Source organism: Luteimonas terrae (genome assembly GCF_031457535.1).
In the GTDB taxonomy this organism is placed as follows: Bacteria; Pseudomonadota; Gammaproteobacteria; order Xanthomonadales; family Xanthomonadaceae; genus Luteimonas; species Luteimonas terrae_A.
In genome coordinates this window covers 109,254-133,141 of sequence record NZ_JAVDWO010000007.1, presented here as the reverse complement: position 1 = coordinate 133,141, position 23,888 = coordinate 109,254, and the positions used below count along the sequence as shown (strand labels likewise).

The window sequence follows — 23,888 nt, the reverse complement described above, 5'->3', positions numbered from 1 at the left end:
TGTTACTCGACCCGCTTCGCTGAAATCGATAGGAGAACATCGTGCCGGTCTACTTCATTGGCGAGCATGAGAACCAATGCTCTCCTATCAAGATTGGGGTTGCGAAGAATATAGAAGTGCGAAAGCGCAACCTTCAGACTGGCAATCCTCTGGAGTTGCGGCTGCTTGGCTGGATAGAGGCGCACAACTCGTTTGAGCTTGAGCGGCGCCTCCACCAGCATTTTGAAGCGACCAAAGTGCGGGGGGAGTGGTTCGCCATCGAGCCGGCAGACATTCTGTCCATTCTCATGCGCGCTGGCAGCGATGGCTTCGTTGCAAAGAACGCTGACGCTTTCCAGATCGTCGGCTATGACCGCGATGCGGTGCCAGAGTATCTCGGCGTATGGGAATGGGGCGACCTTGAGATCGATGAATGTTGTCCGTTCTGCGGCTGTCTATGCGGCATGCATTTTCAGGAAGCATCTCAGATGTATCACTGCCTCAACTGCGACGCCTTAAGCGACTTTTCGGATGTCGATCCACGCGGAAAAGAACTGGACAATTAAGCCCATGAATGAAAAAGAACAGAGCGCAAGCATGCAGTGGCTCGAGGCGCGCGCGCCAGCGTTTTCGAATCTTCCTGATCCAGATCGCCAAGCCATATTTGAATTCACCTTTCTCTGGAGTCTTTTCGAGGCACAGATCATGGCCAATTTTGCCCATCCCGCACGTATTCGGGAACGAGTAGATCTATGGGCGAAGGAAGGTACGCTTGATGCTGGTCTTTACGACGTGGAGCTTGATTACTTTCGGAATCGTTACTACACGGATGGCAGATTGACGTATCACTTCCCTCATCTCCACCTGCGCCCCTCAGACCATCCCGATCTCGTGCAGGCGGTTGTCGAGGGCACTAATGACACCCCTCGAGACCGGATTCTGGCCCTTTTAATGATCGTCTGGCGACTACGCAACAACCTCTTCCACGGTGCGAAATGGGCTTATGGTCTGCGCGACCAGGTAGAAAATTTCACGAATGCGAACCGTATCTTGATGCGAATTCTCGACCGACACGGGCAGATTGGGTAACGAGCTATCCAGAGTTACAGCATCCGCCATTCTGTTCTGACTAGTTGCAGAAGCCCCCGAAGGATGTCACTCCCACTCAATCGTCGCCGGCGGCTTCCCGCTGATGTCGTACACCACGCGCGAGACGCCGCGGACTTCGTTGATGATCCGGTTCGAGACACGGCCGAGGAAGTCGTACGGCAGGTGTGCCCAGTGGGCGGTCATGAAGTCGATGGTCTCCACGGCGCGCAGCGAGATCACCCACTCGTAGGCGCGCGCGTCGCCGACGACGCCGACGGACTTGACCGGCAGGAACACGGCGAAGGCCTGGCTGGTCTTGTCGTAGAGGTCGGCGCGGCGCAGTTCTTCGATGAAGAAGATGTGGTCGGCCTTGGCCAGGATGTCGGCGTATTCGGCCTTGACCTCGCCGAGGATGCGCACGCCCAGGCCCGGGCCCGGGAACGGGTGGCGGTAGACCATCTCGCGCGGCAGGCCGAGTTCGACGCCGAGCCTGCGCACTTCGTCCTTGAACAGCTCGCGCAGCGGTTCGACCAGGCCCATCTTCATGTGCTCGGGCAGGCCGCCGACGTTGTGGTGGCTCTTGATGACGTGGGCCTTGCCGGTCTTGCTGCCGGCCGACTCGATGACGTCGGGGTAGATGGTGCCCTGGGCCAGCCACTTGGCGTTGATGAGCTTGTTCGATTCTTCGTCGAAGATCTCGACGAACAGGTTGCCGATGATCTTGCGCTTGGCTTCCGGGTCGCTCACGCCCGCTAGCGCGCTGAAGTCGCTGGGTTTAAACATCCAGGGCAACACTGAAGATGTCGTCATCTCCCGCGAAAGCGTGAGTCCATAGACGTTCAACCCATTGAAATCAAAGTCCTTGGATGACCAGCCGTTCGGCTGTTGAAAGCCCCGCCTGACCGGACATGCGTCCGTTGAAAGCCGCGGGAATGACGAGCAGTCACGGACTTGGTCAGCGTTGCCCTAGCGGCCCGCCGTCCGCTCCGGCCGGTAGCGCTCCACCACCGCCGCATCGGCCGGCTCGCCATCGCTGAACGCCAGCGTCACCGCCTCGACGATCCCGTCCCACACTCCGGGCGTTTTCAACACCGGCATTTCGTTGGCCAGGACGTTGCTCAGGACCCCGCGATTCTGCTCGATGGAGCGCAGCACGCGGTCGGCCTGATGGTCGGGCATCTCCACGACCTCCTTCAGCCCGGCGCGCGCGCGCGCATGGCTTCGCAGGTAGCGCGATTCCTCGCGCATCTGCTCGGTGAGCGTGCGGCCGATGACGTCCGACAGATAGACCACGTGCGGCCCAAGGTCGGGATAGCGCCAGACCGGCCCTGCCACTTCGGCGCCGTTGAACGCGAAATTCGACGCCACGCCATCCGGATAGGTGGTCAACGTGGCCTCGAACGCCACAAGCTCCCGTACCGTCTCCATCAACGGCCGCGAAACCCGGTCCAGGACGCGGTCGTAGCTGCGCCGCTCGCCGGCGTCGTCGGTGATGACGGCCGACACCGGCAGGATCACCGGGTCCGGCACCACCCCGTCGCGGCGCAGCGTGTCGTTGACGAGGAAGCGGTGCACTCGGCCATTGCCGTCGGCCAGCGGATGGATGTAGACGAAACCGAACGCCGCCACGGCACTGCGCATCACCGGCGACTGCCCCTGCGTTCTGTGCAGGAAGATGCGCAGGCCCTCCAGCATCGGCGCCACGTCCGCCGGCATCGGCGCCACGTAGTGCACGACTTCCTCGTAGCGCACCCGCTCGCCGACGAAGACGGGCGACTGGCGGACGCCGAAATGTACGAGCGTGGTCCTGTCGCCGAGGATCTCGCGCTGCAGCTCGGCGAGCGTCTCATTGGTGAGCGGGGGCCCGTCTTGGCCGGTGCGCCGGGCCATCACGTCGGCAAAGCGCTGGACGCGGCTGTCCTGGTCTGCCTCGCCCTCGATCGCGAAACTGGCCCGGCTCTCTCGCAGCGTCATCCAGGCCGCCGCGCGCATCAGCAGGTCTTCGCCGAACTCGCTCGCCAGCGCACCAAACAGTGCGCGCACGTCCAGCTCCGCGGCGCGGAGCACGGCGTCGGTCTTGACCACCGTCGGGCAGAACCACCGGGTGCCCGGCAAATTGTCGTTGACCCGCCAGCGCTGGACCTTGTCCACCTGGGCAGGCGAGGCGGCGACCAGCTTGGCGTCGTCGATCGCATCGACGTAGTTGCCGCCGAGCCGCGCCGGCACCTGCAAGGCATCGCCGGTCAGCCATTCGTACAGGAACGCCGCCCGCCGGGCGTACTGACCGGTGGGCTCTGTGTCCACCCAAGCCTGGACGAAGACCGGCCCGCTGCGCGCAAACAGCCGGGCCAGGAACTCCAGATGCGGGACCTCGTGGCGAAGATGAAACTGCAGGTGCGCGGCCGGCTCCGAAGACGGCCGCATCGCCTCCTGGTGGGTTTCCAGACGGAAGCCGTCCTCGACCGCCGTTGCCCGTCGCCCGCCTATCTGGCTGAGCACCGGCATCCGTCCGACGGGCAGCACATCGAAGCGCCGGGCGAGCCACGCGGCACCGATCGGATCGGCAGGCAGATCGTTCATGGCATGCCTCCTGGGCACCGGCTTTACCGGGCGCGAGCGCCGATGGTGGCGACCGCGCGCTCGTGCATCATTCCGATTACGGGCGGATAGGATCGATTAAGGTTTAATAAAATTGCATGGTTTTGATTAACATACAGCAATCTTAGCGCCGTATGCGCCTTCGAGCCGGCCGCTACAGGAAGCTTGCGGGCGAACCTAATGCCATGCCGGGCGCCCGGATCACCGAGCGGACTACCACATGGCTGCAGGTGCGGCGCGACAGTCCGACCACAGGAAAACCGAACCCGGCGCTTGCCGCCCCACTCGCCTCTCCCGGTCGTTATCCGAATCGCAATCGACCTGCTGCGCCGCCAGGAAGGTCTGAACAATTCCGCTTTTGGCCGTCATTCCCGCGAAGGCGGGAGTCCAGCGTCTTTGGTTTTCAAAGGCTTGAAGTCACTGGATCCCCGCCTTCGCGAGGATGACGGCAGTTATTCAGACCTTCCCTGGCACTAAACAAAGCAGGTCGCGCTCAAGCTGAGCCAACAGGAAGACAACAGCGATAGCCCCCGAAAGACGCTCCGTCACTCCCACTCAATCGTCGCCGGCGGCTTCCCACTGATGTCGTACACCACACGTGAGACGCCGCGGACTTCGTTGATGATCCGGTTCGAGACGCGGCCGAGGAAGTCGTACGGCAGGTGCGCCCAGTGGGCAGTCATGAAGTCGATGGTCTCGACGGCACGCAGCGAGATCACCCACTCATACGCGCGGGCGTCGCCGACGACGCCGACGGACTTGACCGGCAGGAATACGGCGAAGGCCTGGCTGGTCTTGTCGTAGAGGTCGGCGCGGCGCAGTTCTTCGATGAAGATGTGGTCGGCCTTGGCCAGGATTTCGGCGTACTCGGCCTTGACCTCGCCGAGGATGCGCACGCCCAGGCCCGGGCCCGGGAACGGGTGGCGGTAGACCATCTCGCGCGGCAGGCCGAGTTCGACGCCGAGCCTGCGCACTTCGTCCTTGAACAGCTCGCGCAGCGGTTCGACCAGGCCCATCTTCATGTGCTCGGGCAGGCCGCCGACGTTGTGGTGACTCTTGATGACGTGCGCCTTGCCGGTCTTGCTGCCGGCCGACTCGATGACGTCGGGATAAATGGTGCCCTGCGCCAGCCACTTGGCGTTGCTGAGCTTGTTGGACTCTTCGTCGAAGATCTCGACGAACAGGTTGCCGATGATCTTGCGCTTGGCTTCCGGATCGCTCACGCCTGCGAGCGCGCTGAAGTAGCGGTCGCGCGCGTCGACGCGGATCACGCGCACGCCCAGGCCATGCGAACTGGAGGCATCGGCGAAGGTCGTCATTACCTGGTCGCCCTCGCCCAGCCGCAGCAGGCCGGTGTCGACGAACACGCAGGTCAGCTGCTCACCGATCGCCTTGTGCAGCAGCGCGGCGACGACCGACGAATCCACGCCGCCCGACAGGCCGAGGATCACTTCATCGCTGCCCACCTGCTCGCGCACGCGGGCGATCTGGTCGTCGATGATGTTGGCCGCGGTCCACAGCGTGGCGCAGCCGCAGATGTCGACGACGAAGCGACGCAGCAGCGCGAGGCCCTGCTTGGTGTGGGTGACTTCGGGATGGAACTGCACGCCGTACCAGCGCTTGTCCTCATTCGCGAACGCGGCCACCGGCACGCGCTCGGTGCTGGCGGTGACGGTGAACTCCGGCGGCGCCGCGCTGACGTGGTCGCCGTGGCTCATCCACACGTCGAGACGCTGGCTGCCTGCGTGATCGCTCAGGCCTTCGAACAAGCTGTCCTTGGCGACGATGGCGACTTCGGCGTGGCCGTATTCGCGCGCGTCGGCGGCTTCGGTCTCGCCGCCCAGCTGCTTGGCCATCGTCTGCATGCCGTAGCAGATGCCCAGCAGCGGCAAGCCGGCGTCGAACACTTCTTGCGGCGCACGCGGCGAGCCGTGTTCGGTGGTCGATTCCGGACCGCCCGACAGGATGATGCCCTTGGGCGCGAACGCGGCGATCTCGGCCGGATCGTGGTCCCAGGCCCAGATTTCGCAGTAGACGCCCAGCTCGCGGATGCGGCGTGCGATCAGCTGCGTGTACTGCGCGCCGAAATCGAGGATGAGGATCTTGTCGCTGTGCAGGTCGGTCATGGGCTTCGGGTCCGGTCGTACCCGCTTTCGGGCAACGGCGCTGAGAAAGAGGACGTGATTTGTGTGCGGAGTGCTGTGTATTGCGCGACCTGCTGCGGGTCGTCGTCGGACCAGCGGATCTCGATCAGGCCCTGTGACTTCGAGGGCGGGTCGTCGGGGGAGCGCTTGTTCGGGTCTTCCCAGACCGCCACCTCGATGCGGCCGGGGCCGTGATCCTCGGCCTGGTGCAAGGCGATCACCCCGGGACGTTCGGGTAACCCATCCACCCATCCCCGGTATTCCGACGTGCCGAGGTAGAGGGTGTCGGGCCCGTAGCCGAGCACGTCGCGGACTGCGTCGATCTCGGTGAATTGGGTACCGGGTGCAATCACCTGGTCCGGCAGGCATCGCACGGCGGCTTTCAGGCCCCTGCCCGCCGCCATGCGCCTGTCGAGCAGCCAATGACCTGCGGCGCGCTGCTCGGGCACCCAATCGCCGGGGATGTCGAAGCTGGCACCGCAGCCACTGAAGCGGCGGTTGCCCGCTCGCGCTGGGGTGGCCACGTCGGCGTCGGTCGCCGCGGTCACATCCACGTTGGGCATGCCATCGTCCTGCAACACCAGTCCCTGCCCCGCGTCATGCTGGCACCCCGCCAGCAGCATCAAGGCCACGACGCCGCCCCCTGCCGTCGCTGCTCTCACGGAACCTCAGCCCGCCTGGTAATTCGGCGGCTGCTTGGTGATCGTGACGTCGTGCACGTGACTCTCGCGCTGGCCGGCGCCGGTGATCTTCACGAACTTGGGCTGGGTGCGCATGTCTTCGATCGTCGCGCAGCCCACGTAGCCCATGGTCGCGCGCAGGCCGCCGGCGAGCTGGTGGATGATGCCGCCCAGCGCGCCGCGGTACGGCACGCGGCCTTCGATGCCTTCGGGGACGAGCTTGTCGGCATCCGACGAATCCTGGAAGTAGCGGTCCTTGGAGCCCTGCTCCATCGCGCCCAGCGAGCCCATGCCGCGGTAGCTCTTGTAGCTGCGGCCCTGGAACAGTTCCACTTCGCCCGGGGCTTCTTCGGTGCCGGCGAACAGGCCGCCGATCATCACCGTCGATGCGCCGGCGACGAGCGCCTTGCCGATATCGCCCGAGTAGCGGATGCCGCCGTCGGCGATCAGCGGGATGCGGTCCTGCAGGGCCTCGGCGACCATGTCGATCGCGGTGACCTGCGGCACGCCCACGCCCGCGACGACGCGCGTGGTGCAGATCGAGCCCGGGCCGACGCCCACTTTCACCGCGTCGGCGCCGGCATCTTCGAGCGCCTTGGCCGCTTCGCCGGTGACGATGTTGCCGCCGATCACCTGCACCTGCGGGTAGGTCTTCTTGACCCAGTTCACGCGGTCCAGCACGCCCTGCGAATGGCCGTGCGCGGTGTCGACGATGATCACGTCCACGCCTGCCGCAACCAGCGCTTCGACGCGCTGCTCGGTATCACCGCCCACGCCCACTGCGGCGCCGACCAGCAGCTGCTCGTCGGCATCCTTGGCGGCGTTGGGGTTGTCGTGCGCTTTCTGAATGTCCTTGACCGTGATCAGGCCACGCAGCGCGAAGTCGTCGTTGACGACCAGGATCTTCTCGATGCGGTGCTTGTGCAGCAGCGCCAGCACTTCGGTATCGCTAGCGCCTTCGCGCACGGTGATCAGGCGGTCCTGCTTGGTCATCACGTTGCGGACCGGATCGTCGAGCTTGGTCTCGAAGCGCAGGTCGCGCCCGGTGACGATGCCGACCAGCTTGGTGCCATCGACGACCGGCACGCCGGAGATGTTGCGCGCGCGGGTCAGGCGCAGGACCTCGGCGATGGTGGTGTCCGGGCCGACGGTGAAGGGCTCGCGGATCACGCCGGCTTCGAAATTCTTGACCTTCGAGACCTCGGCGGCCTGGCGCTCGACGCTGAGGTTCTTGTGGACGATACCGATGCCGCCGAGCTGGGCCATCGCGATGGCGAGGCGGGCTTCGGTGACGGTGTCCATCGCCGCGGAGATGATCGGCAGGTTCAGGCGCAGGTCGCGCGTCAGGCGGGTGGCGAGCCGGACATCCTTGGGCAGGATCAAGGAGTGGGCTGGGACGAGCGATACGTCGTCGTACGTGAGTGCTTCGGCCTGGATGCGCAGCATGTGGGGCGCCGGGGAGGAGAAGCGCGCCATTCTAGCGCGTTTGGCCCGTTCACGCTGGCAACACAGCGGTTCGTCGACGTGCCTGTGCGTGGGTCGCCAGGTCCGGCTAGGCCGGGATCAGTGCGCGGCTTCGGCAGCTTCCAGCGTGTTCTGCATCAGTGTGGCGACGGTCATCGGCCCCACCCCGCCCGGCACCGGCGTGATCCAGCTGGCGCGCTGCGCGGCGGCGGCAAAGCCCACATCGCCGACCAGGCGGCCGTCGTCAGTGCGGTTGATGCCGACATCGATCACCACCGCGCCCTGCTTGACCCAGTCGCCCGGAATCAGCGACGGGCGCCCGACCGCGACCACCAGGATGTCGGCCTCGCCCACGTGCCGGCGCAGCACGTCCGGCGGGGTGAAGCGATGGCAGGTGGTCACCGTGCAGCCGGCGATCATCAGTTCCAGCGCCATCGGCCGCCCGACGTGATTGCTCACGCCGACGATCGTCGCGCTGGCGCCGCGCACCGGGCGATCGGTGTAGGCCAGCAGCGTGGTGATGCCACGCGGCGTGCACGGGCGCAGGCCGAACTGGCGCAGCGCCAGGCGGCCGACGTTCTCGGGATGGAACCCGTCGACGTCCTTGCGCGGATCGATGCGATGGATGATGTGGGTCGCATCCGGAATGCCCGGCAGCGGCAGCTGCACGAGGATGCCGTGCACGGCCGGATCGGCATTGAGGCGGTCGATCAGGGCGATCAGTTCGTCTTCGCTGGTGCCGACGGGCAGATCGAAATCGAAGGCCTGGATGCCCACCTTCTCCGCCGCCCGGCGCTTGTTGCGCACGTAGGACTGCGAGGCGGGATCGCCCCCCACCAGCACGACCGCCAGCCCCGGGCGCGAGCCGCCGGCCGCGACGCGCGCATCCACGCGCACGCGCAGCTGGTCGAGCAAAGTGTCGGCAATACGCTTGCCGTCGAGGATGCGGGCCGGGGTGGGATCAGCGGCGGTCATGCGGAGGTCGTGCGGCGTGAGGGCGGCCATTGTCGCCGATTCGGCTGTCCTTTGTAGGAGCGCGCTCGCGCGCGATGCGGTGCTGTCGGGAATGCCAATTGCGCGCGATGGGGCGCTATCGGGAATGCCATTCGCGCGCAAGCGCGCTCCTACAGGGGCGTGGTGTCGCTTGCGGGGGCGCCGGGACGCCCCGATGCTGTGGGGCTTCCCGCACTTGGAGTTCCGCCATGGGTTTTGCCGCCCCCGCCCTGCCCGAAGACGCCCGCACCCGCATCGAAGCCGCCGCATTCCGGCGCCTGCTGTCGCATCTCAACGAAGCACGCCCGGACGTGCAGAACATCGACCTGATGATCCTGGCCGGCTTCTGCCGGAACTGCCTGGCGGACTGGTACCGCGATGCGGCGACGGCAGAGGGCGTCGCGCTAGACAAGGACGCCGCGCGCGAGGCGGTCTACGGCATGCCATTCGCGCAGTGGAAGGCACAGCACCAGAAGGACGCGACGCCGGAGCAGCTGGCGGCGTTCAAGGCGGCGCAGGAGAAGCACGCGAGCTGATCTGACGGCCTCATACCGTCATTCCGGCGAAGGCCGGAATCCAGCGACTTGGGGATTGCCGCTGAAAGGCACTGGATTCCGGCTTTCGCCGGAATGACGGGTTCTGGGAGTGGCCTCGCTCGCCCGATCCACGCGTCAGTGCCGCGCAAACGTATCGTGCTCACCCCCCCGCCTGCGGGGGAGGGCTTCAAAACAAAAGCCTGCCGATTGGCGGGCTTTTGCGTTTGCTTCGCTCCTTCCCCCGTCTGCGGGGGAAGGCTGGGATGGGGGCAAACGGTCAGTGCACAGGACCGCCAAGGTCCTCCTTCAACTCGACGCCCGAGTCTTGGCTCTCGCGACCTGACGATTCGCCCCCTCCCAACCCTCCCCCGTGTACGGGGGAGGGCTCAAAAACAAAAGCCCGCCGATTGGCGGGCTTTTACGTACTGCATAGATCAGCGATCAGTGGATCAAGCCACAATCCCCTGACGCACCGAGTCGCGGCTCGGCGGGGCGTTGCGCAGGGCGGAGATGCGCTCGTCCAGCGGGGGGTGGCTCATCAGCAGCTTCTTCAGGCCGGTGCCGACGCCACCGCTGATGCCGAACGCGGCGATGGTCTTGGGCATCGTGCTCTGGCCGTAGGTCTGGGCCAGGCGCTCAAGCGCGGCGATCATCTTTTCGCGGCCAGCCAATGCGGCGCCGCCCTCGTCGGCGCGGAACTCGCGGTAGCGCGAGAACCACATCGCGATCATCGAGGCGAACAGGCCGAAGATCATGTCCAGCACGAACACGATCGCGAAGTACGCGATGCCGCCACCGCCGTTGTCGCGGCCGCCGTTGAGGTAGCCGTCGATCGCGCGGCCGACCACGCGGGCCAGGAAGATCACGAAGGTGTTGAGCACGCCCTGCAGCAACGTCATCGTCACCATGTCGCCGTTGGCGACGTGGGCGACTTCGTGACCCAGCACGGCTTCGGCTTCATCGCGGGTCATCGAGCGCAGCAGGCCCGTCGACACCGCGACCAGTGCGTTGTTGCGGTTGGCACCCGTGGCGAAGGCATTGATCTCGGGCGCATCGTAGATCGCGACCTCGGGCATGCCGATGCCGGCCTGCTCGGCCTGACGGCGCACGGTGTTGACCAGCCAGCGCTCGGACTCGTCGCGCGGCTCCTTGATGACGTAAGCGCCGGTGGCGCGCTTGGCCGACCATTTCGAAATCGCCAGGGTGAAGAACGCGCCGCCGAAGCCGAACAGGGCCGCGAACACGAACAGACCGCCATAGCTGGACGGATTGATACCGAAGATCGCCATGACGATGCTGACCAACGCGAGCACGGCGAGGTTGGTGGCGATGAGAAGACCGAAACGCTTGAACATTGGGTACCTTGAGTCCGGATGACGCCTGCGCCAGGCGGAGATGGGAACGTGAGGCCATTATCTGCGTACGCGCATGCAAGATTTCAATTCGGCAGCGTGCAAGGCACAGTGGCGACCCCATGACAGTTCATGCGCCAGACAGTTTGACGCACACACGCGACGCGCCTGCGTATCGCGGGCGTTATGCGCCCTCGCCCACCGGTCCATTGCATGCCGGCTCGCTGCTGGCCGCGCTCGGCAGCTGGGTGATGGCGCGACAGGCGCGTGGCAGCTGGGGGGTGCGTATCGAAGACGTCGATCGTCTGCGCGAAATCTCCGGCGCGGCGCAGTCGCAACTGGCGACGTTGCAGGCGTTCGGTTTGCATCACGATGGGCCGGTGCTGGTGCAGAGCACGCGCAATGCGCGCTATGCGGCGGTCGTCGACGAACTGCTCGCGCGCGGCGATGCCTTCGTCTGCCATTGCAGCCGCGCCGATCTCGCAGCGACCGGCGGCCGTCATCTCGGCGTCTGTCGTGCAAGCGGCACGCGACCGGATCCCGCGATCCGCTTGCGTGTGCCGCCCGGCACGACGATCGAGTTCGTCGATGCGATCCGCGGCCGGCAGGTGCAGCAGGTCGATGTCGACGTCGGTGATTTCGTGTTGCGGCGCGCCGATGGCTTCTGGGCGTATCAGCTCGCCGTCGTCGTCGACGATGGCGATCAGGGCATCACCGACGTGGTGCGCGGCGCCGATCTGCTCGACTCCACCGCGCGGCAGATCCTGCTGCAACGCATGCTTGGCGTGCCGACACCGCGTTACGCGCATCTGCCGCTGCTGCTGGATGGCGACGGCCGCAAGCTGTCGAAGTCGGAACAGGCGATTGCCGTCGATGCGCGCGATCCGATACCCGCATTGCGCTTCGCCTGGCACGCGCTGGGCCAGCAGCCGATCCGTGCGGATACACCCGCGGTGTTTCTCGCACACGCCGTCGACGCCTTCGACATCGCACGCGTACCGACACACGACATCACGATTGCTGCGTCGCACAACACTGCTGCAACGCGCGATGCATAGACTGCAAAACCCCGCTGCCGCACTGGCAGCGCACCCCACAGACGAGGATTGCATGAGCGCACGCGTGGCTTTGGTGACCGGTGGCACCGGCGGTATCGGAACGGCAATCGTGAAGCGACTGGCCGACAACGGCTATCGCCTGGCGACGAACTACCGCAACGCGGAGAAAGCGCAGGCATGGCAGGCGCAGATGCGCGACGCCGGTTACGACATCGCGATCGCCTCGGGCGACGTGTCCGATCACGAAGCGGCGGAAAAGATGGTGCGCGACGTCGAAGCGCAGCTCGGTCCGATCGACATCCTGATCAACAACGCCGGCATCACCCGCGACGGCACGTTCCACAAGATGCACGCGCTGCAGTGGCAGGACGTCATCAACACCAATCTCAATTCGGTCTACAACGTGACGCGCCCGGTGATCGAAGGCATGCGCGAGCGCAAGTGGGGCCGGATCATCCAGATCAGTTCGATCAACGGCCTCAAGGGCCAATACGGCCAGGCGAACTATGCCGCGGCCAAGGCCGGCATGCACGGCTTCACGATTTCGCTGGCGCGCGAGAACGCCAAGCTCGGCATCACCGTCAATACGGTGTCGCCCGGCTACGTCGCCACCGACATGGTGATGGCGGTGCCGGAAGAAGTCCGCGCGAAGATCGCGGCCGACATTCCGACCGGTCGCCTGGGACGTCCCGAGGAAATCGCGTATGCGGTGAATTTCCTGGTCTCCGACGAAGCCGCGTGGATCACCGGCTCGAACCTCGACATCAACGGCGGCCACCACATGGGGTGGTGAGCCGGTCCGCGCATCGCGCGCGGCCATCCCGCACCGTACGTGCGAGGACGGTCCGCGGCGCGACGCGGAGACGCCCTGTTCAGCCCCTGTGTGCAGTTGCGCACCCCATCACGCTACGCCATGCTGCGCGGCACCAAAGGATCAGAGTGTTGGCTTCATGAGCAATGCCGTGCGCATCATCAAGAAGTACCCGAACCGTCGCCTCTACGATACGGAAATCTCCAGCTACATCACCATCGAAGACGTCCGCCAGCTGATCGTCGACGGCGAGGACTTCGAAGTCCGCGACGCCAAGAGCGGCACCGATATCACCCGCTCCGTGCTGCTGCAGATCATTTCCGAGCACGAGTCCGACGGTGAGCCGGTGCTGTCGACCCAGTTGCTGAGCCAGATCATCCGTTTCTACGGCGATTCGATGCAGGGCTTCATGGGCAACTATCTCGAACGCTCGATGCAGACGTTCCTCGACCAGCAGCAGCAGTTCCGCCAGCAGATGGGCGGCCTGCTCGGCCAGACGCCGTGGACGATGATGAACCAGCTGACCGAGCGCAATCTCGAGCTGTGGAAGGAATTCCAGAAGACGATGGTCCCCGGCGCGGCGCCGAGCGCCAAGCCTGCCGATCGCGATCCGCCCAAGCGCGGCCGCTGATTTTTTTCGTCACTCTTCTCGTCATTCCGGCGAACGCCGGGCTTCCAACAGCCGAATGGCTGGTAATCCAGTGACTTGTGCTTTTTCTCTTACGCACGCCGCTTTCGCTCGCGCGCGTATTGAGTGGCGGCGAGTAGTCACTGGATATGTCTTTAACATGCACAGAAGTCGCTGGATTACCAGCCATTCGGCTGTTGGAAGCCCGGCTTCCGCCGGAATGACGGGACTTAATTTTCGCGCGAGCTGAAGGGCGAACGGTATTGCGTCCTGGTGGCTTCCGTTAGGACACACCCATGACCAATCCTCCACGCATCGCCATCGTCACCGGTGGCCTCGGCGGCATCGGCCGCGCCATCTGTCGTCAGCTCGCCGAACGCGGCGTACACGTCGTCGCCGCAGACCTGCCCGCCGACGCCGCGCGTCTCGATGCGTTCGCCGCCGACATGGCCGGCCTGCCGGTGACCACGCTCACTGTGGATGTCGGCGATGCCGAAGCCTGCGCTGCGGCAATCAAAGAGGTCGAGACGCGTCACGGCCGGATCGACATCCTGGTCAACGCCGCCGGCATCACCCGCGACGCGACGCTGCGCAAGATGGCGACCGAGCAGTGGGACGACGTGCTGCGCATCAACCTCGACAGCGCGTTCCATCTGTGCCGCGCCGCGGTCGAGGGCATGGTCGCGCGCGGCTTCGGCCGCATCGTCAACATCAGTTCGGTCAGTGGCCAGACCGGCAACTTCGGCCAGACCAACTACGCCGCGGCCAAGGCCGGCCTGCACGGGCTCACGATGTCGCTGGCCCGCGAAGTCGCGGCCAAGGGCATCACCGTCAACAGCCTCTCGCCGGGCTACGTCGAAACGCCGATGACCTCGAAGATGCCGCCCGAAGTGCTGGCCCGTACCATTGCCGGCGTGCCGGTCGGCCGCGTCGGTCAACCGGACGACATCGCGCGGGCGGTGGTGTTTCTGACCGCAGACGATGCCGGCTACATCACCGGCATCAACCTGCCGGTCAACGGCGGTCTGCTGATGGGGTTCTGAGCGCACACCCGGGACTGTCAAGCGGGATTCCCGAAGGGACGGGAGTGCGTCTCGCGTTACTCCGTGCTCCCCTCTAAAACGCGTTCTCGACGGCGCTTGGGTCATAGGGCGAGCAGTCGCCGTCAAATGTCCCACCAGGGCCGGACACCCTGATCTCACCATGCACGCGATCTATTCTCACGCGTGTAGAGCCCCACAAGCCTAGCCGGTAGCCTGCGCTTATCTCCGATCTATCGACTTTGACGTCACGCAGGGGAACCCAGGTGGCGACCGGGTTGAATCCACCTACCATCTGGCGGGGGATCTGGATTTCAGCGCCGCCTTCGTTGATGTGCACGTACAGATGGGCGTTGTACCCCACGTGGTCGCTGCGAAGGCCGCTTCCCTCACACGCCAGGTTGAGAGCAAAGGGCTGCTGGTTGCCCGACTCCTGCGCTTGTGAGAACTGGGGGATTGCGAGGGCTGTCACGAATGTCGAAGCGAGCAGATAAACGGTTCTCATAAACGTTCCTTGTTGGTTGAGGTCTGTACGCGTTTTACGTCGTTGAGTTCAAAGGGCAGACACCGCCCCGCCCTGCGCGTCTTCGCAGAACTTCGCGCGGTATTCCATCGCCTTGGGCATCAGCGATTCCAGCGTCTGGATGCGGGTGCCGGGGTTGGGATGCGTGGACGAGAATTCCGGCGGCGCCTGGCCGCCGCTGGCCGCGGACATGCGTTCCCACAGTGGGACGGCTTCGCGCGGATCGAAACATGCGGCGGCGGCGAGCATCAGGCCGATGTTGTCGGCCTCGGTCTCGTGCTTGCGCGCATACGGCAGCAGATAGCCGTAGCCCATTGCGGCCATCGCCATCTGTTGCTGCTGCGGATCCATGCCGCTCATCGCGCCGGCCATCTGGCCGACCTGGGTCAGCTTCTGCTGGGCCATGCGCTGCGCGCCGTGACGCAGCAGGGCGTGGGCGATCTCGTGGCCCATGACGACGGCCAGCGCGTCGGCGTTCTCCGCCACCGGGATCAGACCGGTGTAGACCGCCATCTTGCCGCCCGGCAGGCAGAACGCGTTGGCCTGGTCGGACTCCAGCACGTTGACCTCCCACTCGAAGCTCTCCGAGAACCGCGTGGGTTCCAGCCCGTGCTCACGGGCGAGCTCGGCCTCGACCACATCGACCTTGGCGATCAGGCGTTCGGCGATTAGGCGAACCTCTTTCGAGATCTCGCTGTCGGGATCGACCGGGCGCTCCTGGCCCAGGATTTCCTGATACGCCTCGAGGCCCAGCGCCTTCTCCTGGTCGACATCGAGCGCGCGGTCGATCAGCACGGTTTCGCCGGTGACCGGGTCGACGCTCTGGTTGGAGAAGTAGTAGTACGCGCCGTAGCCGGCGAACAGCAGCAGCACGATGAAGCGCATGCCGAAGCGGCGACGCGGTGCGCGGCCGGGCTGGCGACGGTCACCGCCGCCGAAAGGATTCTGTCGCATGCCATCTCCCCAGGCCGGTCGCCCGGCACACAGTCAAAGTTCGCGCACAACACGGAAACCGAGTCGCGCGTTTGTCGTATCCACCTGCGCCAGCGCCCGCCAGCTGGTGCGGGTCTGCGCCGGTGAACTGGCCCACGACCCGCCCCGGATCACCTGGTTGCGGCAGCCCGGATTCACCCAGGCTGACCCGTCCCCGGGCGCACGCCGGTAGTTCTCGTGCCAGCAATCGGCCATCCACTCGCTGACATTGCCGGCAAGATCGTGCACGCCCCAGGTATTCGGCGTGAAGCTGCCCACCGGTGCCGGTCCCCAGTAACCGTCCTCGTAACCGGGGAAGGCGTTGCCCCAGCTGCGGCCGCCGGGCGAGCGGTCCAGCGCGCCGGTCATGTTGCCGGCGCCGTCGGGTGGCGTGCCCTCGCCCCAGGGATAGCGTTCGGCGGTGCCGTTGCGAAAGGCGTACTCGAACTCCGCTTCGCTCGGCAACCGGTACCGGCGGCCGCTCTGGGTCGACAGCCAGTCGACATACGCCTGGGCGTCCTTGGCACTGACGTGCAGCACCGGCATCGTGTCGCCGGCGGGACGTCCGACGTAGTCGGAGCGCCAGTCGACGTTGCTGCGCCGGAGGAAGTTGCCGGTGCGTTCGTCGTAGGCCATCGAGAAACCGCGACGCACCGCGCGCGCCTGATAGCCGGTGGCGTCGACGAAGCGCCGGAACTCGCCGACCGACACTTCCCGCACGCCCATCGCGAAGCCGCGTTCGAAACGCACCGCATGCCGCGGCGTCTCGTTGTCCTCGGCGTCGGCGTCGCCGGGCAGCGCGCCCATCATGAAGCCGCCATGCGGCAGCACCACGACCTGCGGCCCACGCGCGCCGCCTTCCAGCGCATCGGTGAAGACCTGGCCGGGGCGGAAATCGCCGTAATGCACGGTGCGGTCGATACGCTCGCGCAGATCGTTGACGACCGGGTCGCCAGGTTCTGCGATGCCGATGATCTGCGCCAGCCGTTCGCGCGCGATCGCCACGCCGCCGATCGCCGGCAGGGCCTCGACGCCCTCGTCGCGCAGCCGGCGGATGTGCGCCGCGCGCATGCGTTCGAGACGTTGTTCGGCATCGCCGACAGTCGGAAAGCCGGGCCGGATGGTGGTGGCATAGCCCAGCCAGCGCGTCGCGCCACGATAGTCCGCCGCGTCCGCGGCGACCTCGGCGCGGCGGATCATCGCGCTCTCGACCGCGGCCATGCCCTGCAAGGCGCGCGGCTGGCCGGGGCGCAGCGCCGCAGCCTCGCGGAACAGGGCGAGCGCACCGCCACCCGCCTCGCCGAGTTCGCCGGCCTGCAGCGCACGCTCGGCGGCGCGGTTGAGCTCCCACAGCCGGTCGCTTTCGTCGACGCGCTCGAGATAGCGCACCACCGGCTCGTCGCCGGCCGCCAGATAGCGCGCCACCGCGGCGAAGTCGTGCGCGGCGCGCATGCCGGCGATCGAGTCCAGTTCATCGGCTTCCAGCAGCGCCTGCGCGCCGAGCGCAAGCAGCCGGGTCTGCGCACGGCGTAGACCCGCGCGCGCGGCGCGTTCGCTGTCGGGACGCTGGGCCAGGGCCAGATACAGCGGGATCGCCGAGTCCGCTGTCGCGTACAGGTCGTCGGCCTCGAGCGCCGCACGCGCCTGCGCGAGCGCGTCAGCCTCGCCGTCTTCGGCGATGACCACCGTCGGCGGCGTCCAGTTGAGTTCGGGCACCACGGCGTCGTCGCCGCTGATGGTCACGGTGCCGTCGCCAGGCGCGGCCTCGCTGTCGGAGCGGTCGCCCTTGCAGCCCGCCAGCACGAGCACGCCCAACAGGCCGACGACGAAGATACTGCGCAAACCGGGCTCCCTGGACCGCATCGCGCCAGATTAAGCCATCGCGGCCGTGGCGGCGATGCGACAGTCCCGGCGATTGCCGCCACCGGCCCGCGCCGCTAGGCTTTCGCGCATGTCATCTCTCATTTCTTCCTGGATCGACGATCCGGCGATTCTGCGGGCCCGCCTGCCCGACGCCCCGGCCCGCCTCGGTCTGGATACCGAGTTCATCCGCGAACGCACCTTCTGGCCCCAGCTCGCGCTGGTGCAGATCGCATTCGAAGGCGCTGACGGCATCGAAGTGCTGCTGGTCGACCCGCTGGCACCGGGGATCGCCGAGGCGCTGCGCCCGCTGCTTGCCGATCCGGCCATCCTCAAGATCATGCACAGCGCAAGCGAGGACCTCGTCGCCTTCGGCCATGCCTGCGGCGCGGTACCGGCGCCGCTGTTCGATACCCAGATCGCCGCAGCGCTGTCGGGGACAGGCGCGGGCATGGGCTATCAGCGCCTGGTGCAGGAAACGCTGGGCGTTGCCCTGGCCAAGGGCGAGACGCGTTCGGACTGGTTGCGGCGTCCGCTGTCGGCGACCCAGCTGGAATACGCGGTCGACGATGTCGCGCATCTGTTTGCGCTGCACGACGTGCTCGCCGGCAAGCTCGATGCGCTCGACCGCGCGGACTGGCTGGTCGAAGACTGCGCGCGACTCGTCGCGACCGCCGGCAACATGGACGGCGACCGCTGGCCGCAACTCGGCGGCCGCGCCGGGCTGTTTCTCGATGCCGACGCGCAGCGTCGTCTGGCCCGTCTGCTGCGCTGGCGCGAAACGTATGCGCGCGCGACCGACCGGCCGCGCAGCTGGATCCTCGACAACGAACTGGCCACCCTGCTCGCCCGCGACCCGCCTGCGGACACGACGGCGCTGCAGCAGCGGCTCGATGCGCATCCCAAGGCGCCGCGCAAACTCACCCAGGTGATCTGGCAGGCCCTGACCACCGAGCTCCCGGACGAAGCCGAGATGCCGCTGTCGAGCGGTGAAGAACCCGACCGCAAGCAGCTCAAGCGTCTGCAGCAGGCGGTCGCGGTGCGCAGCGCGGAGATCGGCCTGCCCGATGGCGTACTCGCGTCACGCAAGTGGCTCGAAGCGCTGGTCGAAGGTGCCGACTGGCCGGGTGCGTTGTCGGGCTGGCGTCGCGGTCAGCTGGAACCGGCGCTGGCGCCGTTGCTCGACAGGGCTGGCGAGCCTGCAGCGGGGACCGTATAATCGCCACGCATCATGTGGGGCCATAGCTCAGCTGGGAGAGCGCGTCGTTCGCATCGACGAGGTCAGGAGTTCGATCCTCCTTGGCTCCACCACTCGATACCGCCGGAAAGCCAGGACCCAGGTCCTGGCTTTTCTGCTTTCAGGGCGCGGCGGTCGCGTCTCTCAGGCGCGGTACTGCTTTTCTTCGACGAAGCGCGAGCCGGCCAGCCGGTTGATCGTGTTCTTGATCTGCACGCGATCGCCGTTGTGCCGCGCGACGGCGCGTGCAAGCTCGACGAACTCGTCGCCAAAATCCTGCGCGGCTTCTTTCGCGCGCAGCGCGTCCTGCACGTCCCACATGCGGGTATTGGCTTCGCGCAGCGCGGTCTTGAGCTCGGCCATCTCCGGCTGCGTCTGCGCCAGCGGCGCCCATAGCGGCAGCAGGTCGTCGAGTTCGGTGCGGACGTTCGCCAGCTTCTGCGCGTCGCCGATGCGTTCGGACTTGATCTCGAGAATGGTGATCTTGTCGGCGAGTTCGCCGATCGACACCGGAACCAGAAGCGTGCTCACGGGATGTCCTCTTCGCGCAGGTCGGGTGGCCGGACATGGTAACGCGGCGCTGAAGGCGCTTCAGCCAGAGCGCATGCGGCGCAGGCCGGACCGCAGCGCGTGCTGCGCCGCGGCGTAAACTCTGCGGCGGCGCGATCGGCGTCGAACATGGAACTGCCGTGCGCTTCGAGGACCGCCTGCCCGTGTGGCTGCATGACTGGCTCGACATCGTCACGCCGATCGGCCAGATCCTGCTGATCCTGCTCGCGGCCTGGCTGCTGCGGTTGCTGGTGCGCCGGGTGATCGAGCGCGTCGGACACCGCTACACGTTGCCGGCCGAAGCCGTCGTCGGCGGGCGCCGCGTGACCTCGTTCCTGATCTACGCAGGTGCGCTGCTGCTCATCCTCGAGCGCATGGGTGTGTCGGGCACGGTGCTGTGGACGGCGTTCACCGGCTTCGCCGCGGTGGCCGCGGTCGCGTTCTTCGCCGCGTGGAGCGTGCTGTCGAACATCTTCTGCACGATGCTGATCCTCACCACGCGCCCGTTCCGCCTGTACGACCACGTCGAGTTGCTGGAGAACGGCGAGAAACCCGGCCTGCGCGGCCAGGTGGTCGACATCAATCTCGTCTACACCACGCTGCGCGAGACCGACGATGGCGACGGTGCAGGCACCTGCCTGCAGATTCCCAACAGCCTGTTCTTCCAGCGTGCGCTGCGCCGCTGGCGTGGCGGCGCCCTGCCCGCGGCGCGCGGTGGCGGGACTGCAGGCGATGCGCTCGACGTCTGACGCGCCGGGGACTGCTCAGGTCAATGCGGCGGTCACGATGACCTCGATGCGCCAGCCCGGATCGGCCAGGCGTGCTTCGATCGTCGCGCGCGCCGGCGCCTGTCCCGGCACCACCCAGCGGTCCCATTCGGCGTTCATGCCGTCGAAATCGGCGATGTCGGCCAGGATCACTTGGGCCTGCAATACCCGCGTCTTGTCGCTGCCGGCCTGCGCGAGCAGCGCATCGATGGCCGCCAGCACTTCGCGCGTCTGCGTGCCGATGTCGGCGCCTAGGGTCTCGGGTACCTGCCCGGCGCAATAGACCGTGTTGTTGTAAATCGTGGCCTCGGACATGCGCGGGCCGGCATCGATGCGCTGGATCATGGAAGTGCTTCGGTAGACGGGGTGCCCATGCTGGACGGCGTGCGCGTCGACGACAAGCCGACGCGCGACGCCTTCACTCGCGCTCGCCCGGCACCGCGGTGTCGCCGCCGAGCACCTCGCGTACGTAGAGCCGCTTGACCAGCACGTAGACGACCACCGTCAGCGGCGCCGCGAGCAATAGACCGGTCACGCCCTGCAGGCTGCCGAAGATCACCAGCGAGAACAGCAGCACCGCGGGCGGCAGTTCGACGGCGCGTTGCTGGATCAGCGGCTGCAGCAGATTGCTCTCGAGCTGCTGCACCACGACGTAGAGCGCGATGGTCGCAAAGCCCACCTGCGGACTGACGGTGAACGCCAGCAGGATGCCTGGAATGGCCGCGACGATCGGCCCGATGATGGGCACGAAGTCGAGCAGGAACGCGATCAGCGCGAGCGCGAACGCCGCCGGCACGCCCAGCAGCCACAAGCCGATGCCGGTCATGATGCCGACGACCAGCATCGCGACGAGCTGCCCGCCCAGCCACAGCCGCAGCGCCCGCCCGCTGGCATCCAGCGCATCGGCCGCCGCAGTCTTCGCCGAGGGCGGCACCAGGTGCAGCAGGCCGTTGCGGTACATCTCCGGCTGCGCGGCGATATAGATGGCGCCGACCAGCACCAGGAACATGTCGATCGTGCCGCTGGAGACCGTCATCGCGATCGCACCCGCGCCCGTCGCGATCCGGCCCATGTTGTCGCGGACCCTGTCGAGCTGCTCCTGGACCAGACTGCCGACGCTGGTTTCGCCGAGCCATTGCTGGAACTGCGCGTACGCGGACGGCAGCGTGTCGGTGAGCGTGGCGAGTTCGCGCGTGGCCTGCGCGCCGAACATCCACAGCAGCAGGCCCAGGCCGCCGATCAGCACGACCAGTACGATCGCCAGGGCCAGACCATGCGGCATCGGTACGAAACGGCGCAGCAGGCTTGCCAGCGACAGCAGCAGGGCCGCGACCACGATGGCGCCGAATACCAGCATGAAGACCGGCGTGAGCGCCCAGCACAGCACCAGCACGGCGAGCAGCGCGAGGACGATCAGAACTTGACGGGTGAACAACGCGAGATCCTGCGACGCGGGCATGGTCGATCCGGTGTAAAGAGAAGCCGCGTCGCAACGCGGCGCCTTTTGTCCCATACCGCGCGTGCAAGCCCGGTGGAGCGCTCAGCGCAGCTGACTGTCCTTGCTGCCGCGGCGGTTGTAGCCGCTGTGCGCGTCGTCATCGTCGTGCGCGGCCTGACATGCAACGCACAGACGTACGCCGGGCACGGCCTGGCGACGCGCCTCTGGAATCGGCGCATCGCATTCTTCGCAGTGGGTGAGGCCCGGTCCGCTACGCAGCTGGCTGCGGGCCCGTTCGATCGCGTCTTTCACCGTGGCGTCGATCTGGTCCTGCACCGCGCCATCGCCTGCCCAACCCGTGGCCATGACGGCCTCCTGCATGTCGCGTGTGATCAGGGCATCGACGCTAGCAGGCGCCGCGTTGACCCGGGATGATCGCTGACCCCGGTCATAATGACGTCGATTCCGCTGGAGGACACCCGCATGTCCCTGACCCTGCTGCTGCGCTGTACCGATCTCGAACGCACCCGCGCGTTCTACGCCGCCTTGCCCGGCTTCACCGCCGCGTCGTCCGATGGCGACACCTTGACCGTCACCGGCCACGGCGCGCGCGTGGTGTTCACCGCCGCCGATCTCTGGCGCCGCGCGCCCACGCTTACCGGCACGCTGTACTTCACAGTTCCTGACATCGACGCGGTATTCGCCGAAACGCAGGGCCGCGCGCAGCTCGCGTGGACGCTGCAGGACATGCCTTACGGCGCCCGCGAGTTCGGCATCGTCGACTGCAACGGCTACATCCTGGCGTTCCAACAAGGCGCCTGACATGTCGGATGCACGTCCCCCACGGCTCGCCATCATCGGTGGCGGGCCAGCCGGCCTGTTCGCCGCCGAGCGCGCGCGGGCGGCGGGTCTGGACGTCGATCTGTTCGAAGCCAAGGGTTCGGTTGGGCGCAAGTTCCTGATCGCCGGCAAGGGCGGCCTGAACCTCACGCATTCCGAACCGCGTCCCGCATTCGATGCGCGCTACGGCATGCGCGAAGCGGCGGTAGGTGGCTGGCTCGACCGCTTCGATGCACAGGCGCTGCGCGACTGGGCCGCGGCGCGCGGTGTGCCGACCTTCGTCGGCAGCTCGGGCCGCGTGTTTCCCGAGGATCTCAAGGCTGCGCCGCTGCTGCGCGGCTGGGTGCGGCAACTGCGCGAGGACGGCGTGCGTTTCCATGTGCAGCACCGCTGGGCCGGTTGGGACGACACCGGCGCGCTGTGCTTCGAGACACCGGGCGGCGGCGCGACACATGTCGCCGACGCCACGCTGCTCGCGATGGGCGGCGCCAGTTGGCCGGAGCTCGGCTCGGACGGTCGTTGGCAGCCCGTGCTGTCCGCGCGCGGTGTCGACGTCGCCCCGCTGGTGCCGGCGAACTGCGGCTTCGACATCGGCTGGAGCGCGCATCTCGCCGAGCGCCACGCGGGCGCGCCGCTGAAACCGGTCGTGCTGCACTGGACCGGGCTCGACGGCACGCCGCATGCGCTGCAGGGCGAATGCGTCCTGACGACGACGGGCATCGAAGGCAGCGCGATCTATGCGATCTCGGGCGCGCTGCGCGACACGATCGCTGGCGACGGCAGTGCACTGCTGGAACTGGATCTGGCGCCGGGACGCGACCTCGAACGCCTGCAGACCGATCTGTCACGCCCGCGCGGCCGCCGCAGCATCGGCGAGCATCTGCGCCGCGCGACCGGTCTCGATGCCGCGAAGACCGCGTTGCTGTTCGAACTGCTCGATCGCGCCGCACTCGACGACCCGGCACGCGTAGCTGCGGCGATCAAGCGACTGCCGCTGCGGCTGCAGGCACCGCGCCCGATTGCCGAAGCGATCAGCAGCGCAGGCGGCGTGCGTCTGGAGGCGACCGACGACGCGTTGATGCTCGATGCCCTGCCCGGCGTATTCGTTGCCGGCGAGATGTTGGACTGGGAAGCGCCGACCGGGGGCTACCTGCTGACCGCGTGCTGGGCGAGTGCCGCGGTCGCGGTGGATGGGGTGCTGGCGTGGGTGAGGCGTGACGTGGGCGCTGCCTGAGCAAGGTTAGGCACGCCACAGGCTCAGCGGTTTTGCGTGTGAAGCCCCGTTCGCGCGCGAGCGCGCTCCTACAGGACAGACCCGCTTTCCTGTAGG

Annotated in this window: 24 protein-coding genes, 1 tRNA gene and 1 pseudogene; 12 read left to right on the top strand and 14 right to left on the bottom strand. The window is 66.7% G+C overall.

Features of this window, described 5'->3' with window-relative positions; genetic code table 11:
- Positions 1-41: 41 nt before the first annotated feature.
- Positions 42-545 (top strand): GIY-YIG nuclease family protein, encoded by a 504-nt coding sequence (locus J2W68_RS09915; protein WP_310235231.1) that lies wholly within the window; start codon positions 42-44, stop codon positions 543-545.
- 4 nt (positions 546-549) lie between these two features.
- Entirely contained in the window at positions 550-1,068 is a 519-nt protein-coding gene (locus tag J2W68_RS09910) for a hypothetical protein (protein WP_310235227.1), read from the top strand.
- Positions 1,069-1,134: 66 nt separating this feature from the next.
- Here the strand turns inward: J2W68_RS09910 and guaA (J2W68_RS09905) are convergent.
- The 6 genes and pseudogenes from guaA (J2W68_RS09905) to folD all read right to left on the bottom strand — a co-directional run.
- Positions 1,135-1,833, bottom strand: a pseudogene (gene guaA / locus J2W68_RS09905) (glutamine-hydrolyzing GMP synthase); the annotation flags it as partial.
- Between the two features lie 201 nt (positions 1,834-2,034).
- Positions 2,035-3,648, bottom strand: a complete 1,614-nt coding sequence (locus tag J2W68_RS09900) for a Fic family protein (protein WP_310235225.1) — start codon at positions 3,646-3,648, stop codon at positions 2,035-2,037.
- A 563-nt stretch (positions 3,649-4,211) separates the two neighbouring features.
- Positions 4,212-5,792: a glutamine-hydrolyzing GMP synthase gene (gene guaA, locus J2W68_RS09895; protein WP_310235222.1), complete on the bottom strand. Its 1,581-nt coding sequence runs from the start codon at positions 5,790-5,792 to the stop codon at positions 4,212-4,214.
- Entirely contained in the window at positions 5,789-6,442 is a 654-nt protein-coding gene (locus J2W68_RS09890) for a hypothetical protein (protein ID WP_310235220.1), read from the bottom strand. Before J2W68_RS09890 ends, guaA (J2W68_RS09895) begins: the two co-directional genes overlap by 4 nt.
- A gap of 36 nt (positions 6,443-6,478) precedes the next feature.
- Entirely contained in the window at positions 6,479-7,936 is a 1,458-nt protein-coding gene (gene guaB, locus J2W68_RS09885; protein ID WP_310235218.1) for an IMP dehydrogenase, read from the bottom strand.
- A gap of 117 nt (positions 7,937-8,053) precedes the next feature.
- Positions 8,054-8,929: a bifunctional methylenetetrahydrofolate dehydrogenase/methenyltetrahydrofolate cyclohydrolase FolD gene (folD, locus tag J2W68_RS09880; protein WP_310235217.1), complete on the bottom strand. Its 876-nt coding sequence runs from the start codon at positions 8,927-8,929 to the stop codon at positions 8,054-8,056.
- Positions 8,930-9,156: 227 nt separating this feature from the next.
- Here folD and J2W68_RS09875 point away from each other — a divergent pair, with 227 nt between their 5' ends.
- Positions 9,157-9,483 carry a DUF1244 domain-containing protein gene (locus tag J2W68_RS09875; protein ID WP_310235215.1) on the top strand — a complete coding sequence of 109 codons (327 nt, stop codon included), beginning with the start codon at positions 9,157-9,159 and terminating at the stop codon, positions 9,481-9,483.
- A 449-nt stretch (positions 9,484-9,932) separates the two neighbouring features.
- Here J2W68_RS09875 and htpX read toward each other — a convergent pair whose 3' ends face one another.
- The gene (gene htpX / locus J2W68_RS09870; protein ID WP_310235213.1) at positions 9,933-10,838 is read right to left on the bottom strand and encodes a protease HtpX; all 906 of its coding nucleotides are present in this window, start codon (positions 10,836-10,838) and stop codon (positions 9,933-9,935) included.
- A 119-nt stretch (positions 10,839-10,957) separates the two neighbouring features.
- Here htpX and gluQRS point away from each other — a divergent pair, with 119 nt between their 5' ends.
- The 4 genes from gluQRS to J2W68_RS09850 all read left to right on the top strand — a co-directional run bounded on the left by gluQRS (position 10,958) and on the right by J2W68_RS09850 (position 14,375).
- Complete coding sequence (gene gluQRS / locus J2W68_RS09865; protein WP_310235212.1) at positions 10,958-11,893, top strand: tRNA glutamyl-Q(34) synthetase GluQRS; 936 nt, start codon at positions 10,958-10,960, stop codon at positions 11,891-11,893.
- Positions 11,894-11,945: 52 nt separating this feature from the next.
- Positions 11,946-12,686 carry an acetoacetyl-CoA reductase gene (phbB, locus tag J2W68_RS09860; protein WP_310235211.1) on the top strand — a complete coding sequence of 247 codons (741 nt, stop codon included), beginning with the start codon at positions 11,946-11,948 and terminating at the stop codon, positions 12,684-12,686.
- A gap of 157 nt (positions 12,687-12,843) precedes the next feature.
- Positions 12,844-13,335 (top strand): polyhydroxyalkanoate synthesis repressor PhaR, encoded by a 492-nt coding sequence (gene phaR, locus J2W68_RS09855; protein ID WP_310235209.1) that lies wholly within the window; start codon positions 12,844-12,846, stop codon positions 13,333-13,335.
- A gap of 293 nt (positions 13,336-13,628) precedes the next feature.
- Positions 13,629-14,375: a beta-ketoacyl-ACP reductase gene (locus J2W68_RS09850; RefSeq protein WP_310235207.1), complete on the top strand. Its 747-nt coding sequence runs from the start codon at positions 13,629-13,631 to the stop codon at positions 14,373-14,375.
- Between the two features lie 73 nt (positions 14,376-14,448).
- On the opposite strand, the gene J2W68_RS09845 is transcribed toward J2W68_RS09850, so the two are convergent.
- The 3 genes from J2W68_RS09845 to J2W68_RS09835 are packed head-to-tail and all read right to left on the bottom strand — an operon-like array spanning position 14,449 to position 17,709.
- The gene (locus J2W68_RS09845) at positions 14,449-14,877 is read right to left on the bottom strand and encodes a hypothetical protein (RefSeq protein ID WP_310235204.1); all 429 of its coding nucleotides are present in this window, start codon (positions 14,875-14,877) and stop codon (positions 14,449-14,451) included.
- Positions 14,878-14,925: 48 nt separating this feature from the next.
- The gene (locus J2W68_RS09840; RefSeq protein ID WP_430539704.1) at positions 14,926-15,849 is read right to left on the bottom strand and encodes a M48 family metallopeptidase; all 924 of its coding nucleotides are present in this window, start codon (positions 15,847-15,849) and stop codon (positions 14,926-14,928) included.
- Positions 15,850-15,882: 33 nt separating this feature from the next.
- Entirely contained in the window at positions 15,883-17,709 is a 1,827-nt protein-coding gene (locus J2W68_RS09835) for a formylglycine-generating enzyme family protein (RefSeq protein ID WP_310235203.1), read from the bottom strand.
- Between the two features lie 109 nt (positions 17,710-17,818).
- Between J2W68_RS09835 and rnd the strand changes: the two genes are divergently transcribed.
- Positions 17,819-18,946, top strand: coding sequence for a ribonuclease D (gene rnd, locus J2W68_RS09830; protein WP_310235202.1), 1,128 nt, complete (start codon positions 17,819-17,821; stop codon positions 18,944-18,946).
- A gap of 16 nt (positions 18,947-18,962) precedes the next feature.
- A tRNA-Ala gene (locus J2W68_RS09825) sits at positions 18,963-19,038 on the top strand.
- A gap of 70 nt (positions 19,039-19,108) precedes the next feature.
- Here the strand turns inward: J2W68_RS09825 and J2W68_RS09820 are convergent.
- Positions 19,109-19,495 (bottom strand): DUF6165 family protein, encoded by a 387-nt coding sequence (locus tag J2W68_RS09820; protein WP_310235201.1) that lies wholly within the window; start codon positions 19,493-19,495, stop codon positions 19,109-19,111.
- Between the two features lie 158 nt (positions 19,496-19,653).
- On the opposite strand from J2W68_RS09820, the gene J2W68_RS09815 reads away from it, so the two are divergent.
- Positions 19,654-20,262 carry a mechanosensitive ion channel domain-containing protein gene (locus J2W68_RS09815; protein WP_430539703.1) on the top strand — a complete coding sequence of 203 codons (609 nt, stop codon included), beginning with the start codon at positions 19,654-19,656 and terminating at the stop codon, positions 20,260-20,262.
- Positions 20,263-20,277: 15 nt separating this feature from the next.
- Here J2W68_RS09815 and J2W68_RS09810 read toward each other — a convergent pair whose 3' ends face one another.
- The 3 genes from J2W68_RS09810 to J2W68_RS09800 all read right to left on the bottom strand — a co-directional run bounded on the left by J2W68_RS09810 (position 20,278) and on the right by J2W68_RS09800 (position 22,084).
- The gene (locus J2W68_RS09810) at positions 20,278-20,625 is read right to left on the bottom strand and encodes a RidA family protein (RefSeq protein ID WP_310235199.1); all 348 of its coding nucleotides are present in this window, start codon (positions 20,623-20,625) and stop codon (positions 20,278-20,280) included.
- 73 nt (positions 20,626-20,698) lie between these two features.
- Positions 20,699-21,739 carry an AI-2E family transporter gene (locus tag J2W68_RS09805; RefSeq protein WP_310235197.1) on the bottom strand — a complete coding sequence of 347 codons (1,041 nt, stop codon included), beginning with the start codon at positions 21,737-21,739 and terminating at the stop codon, positions 20,699-20,701.
- Between the two features lie 81 nt (positions 21,740-21,820).
- Positions 21,821-22,084: a DksA/TraR family C4-type zinc finger protein gene (locus tag J2W68_RS09800; RefSeq protein WP_310235195.1), complete on the bottom strand. Its 264-nt coding sequence runs from the start codon at positions 22,082-22,084 to the stop codon at positions 21,821-21,823.
- A 117-nt stretch (positions 22,085-22,201) separates the two neighbouring features.
- Here J2W68_RS09800 and J2W68_RS09795 point away from each other — a divergent pair, with 117 nt between their 5' ends.
- A complete protein-coding gene (locus J2W68_RS09795) occupies positions 22,202-22,540 on the top strand; it encodes a hypothetical protein (protein WP_310235193.1) in 339 nt (112 codons plus the stop codon).
- 1 nt (position 22,541) lies between these two features.
- Positions 22,542-23,792 carry a TIGR03862 family flavoprotein gene (locus J2W68_RS09790; RefSeq protein ID WP_310235190.1) on the top strand — a complete coding sequence of 417 codons (1,251 nt, stop codon included), beginning with the start codon at positions 22,542-22,544 and terminating at the stop codon, positions 23,790-23,792.
- Positions 23,793-23,888 lie beyond the last annotated feature (96 nt).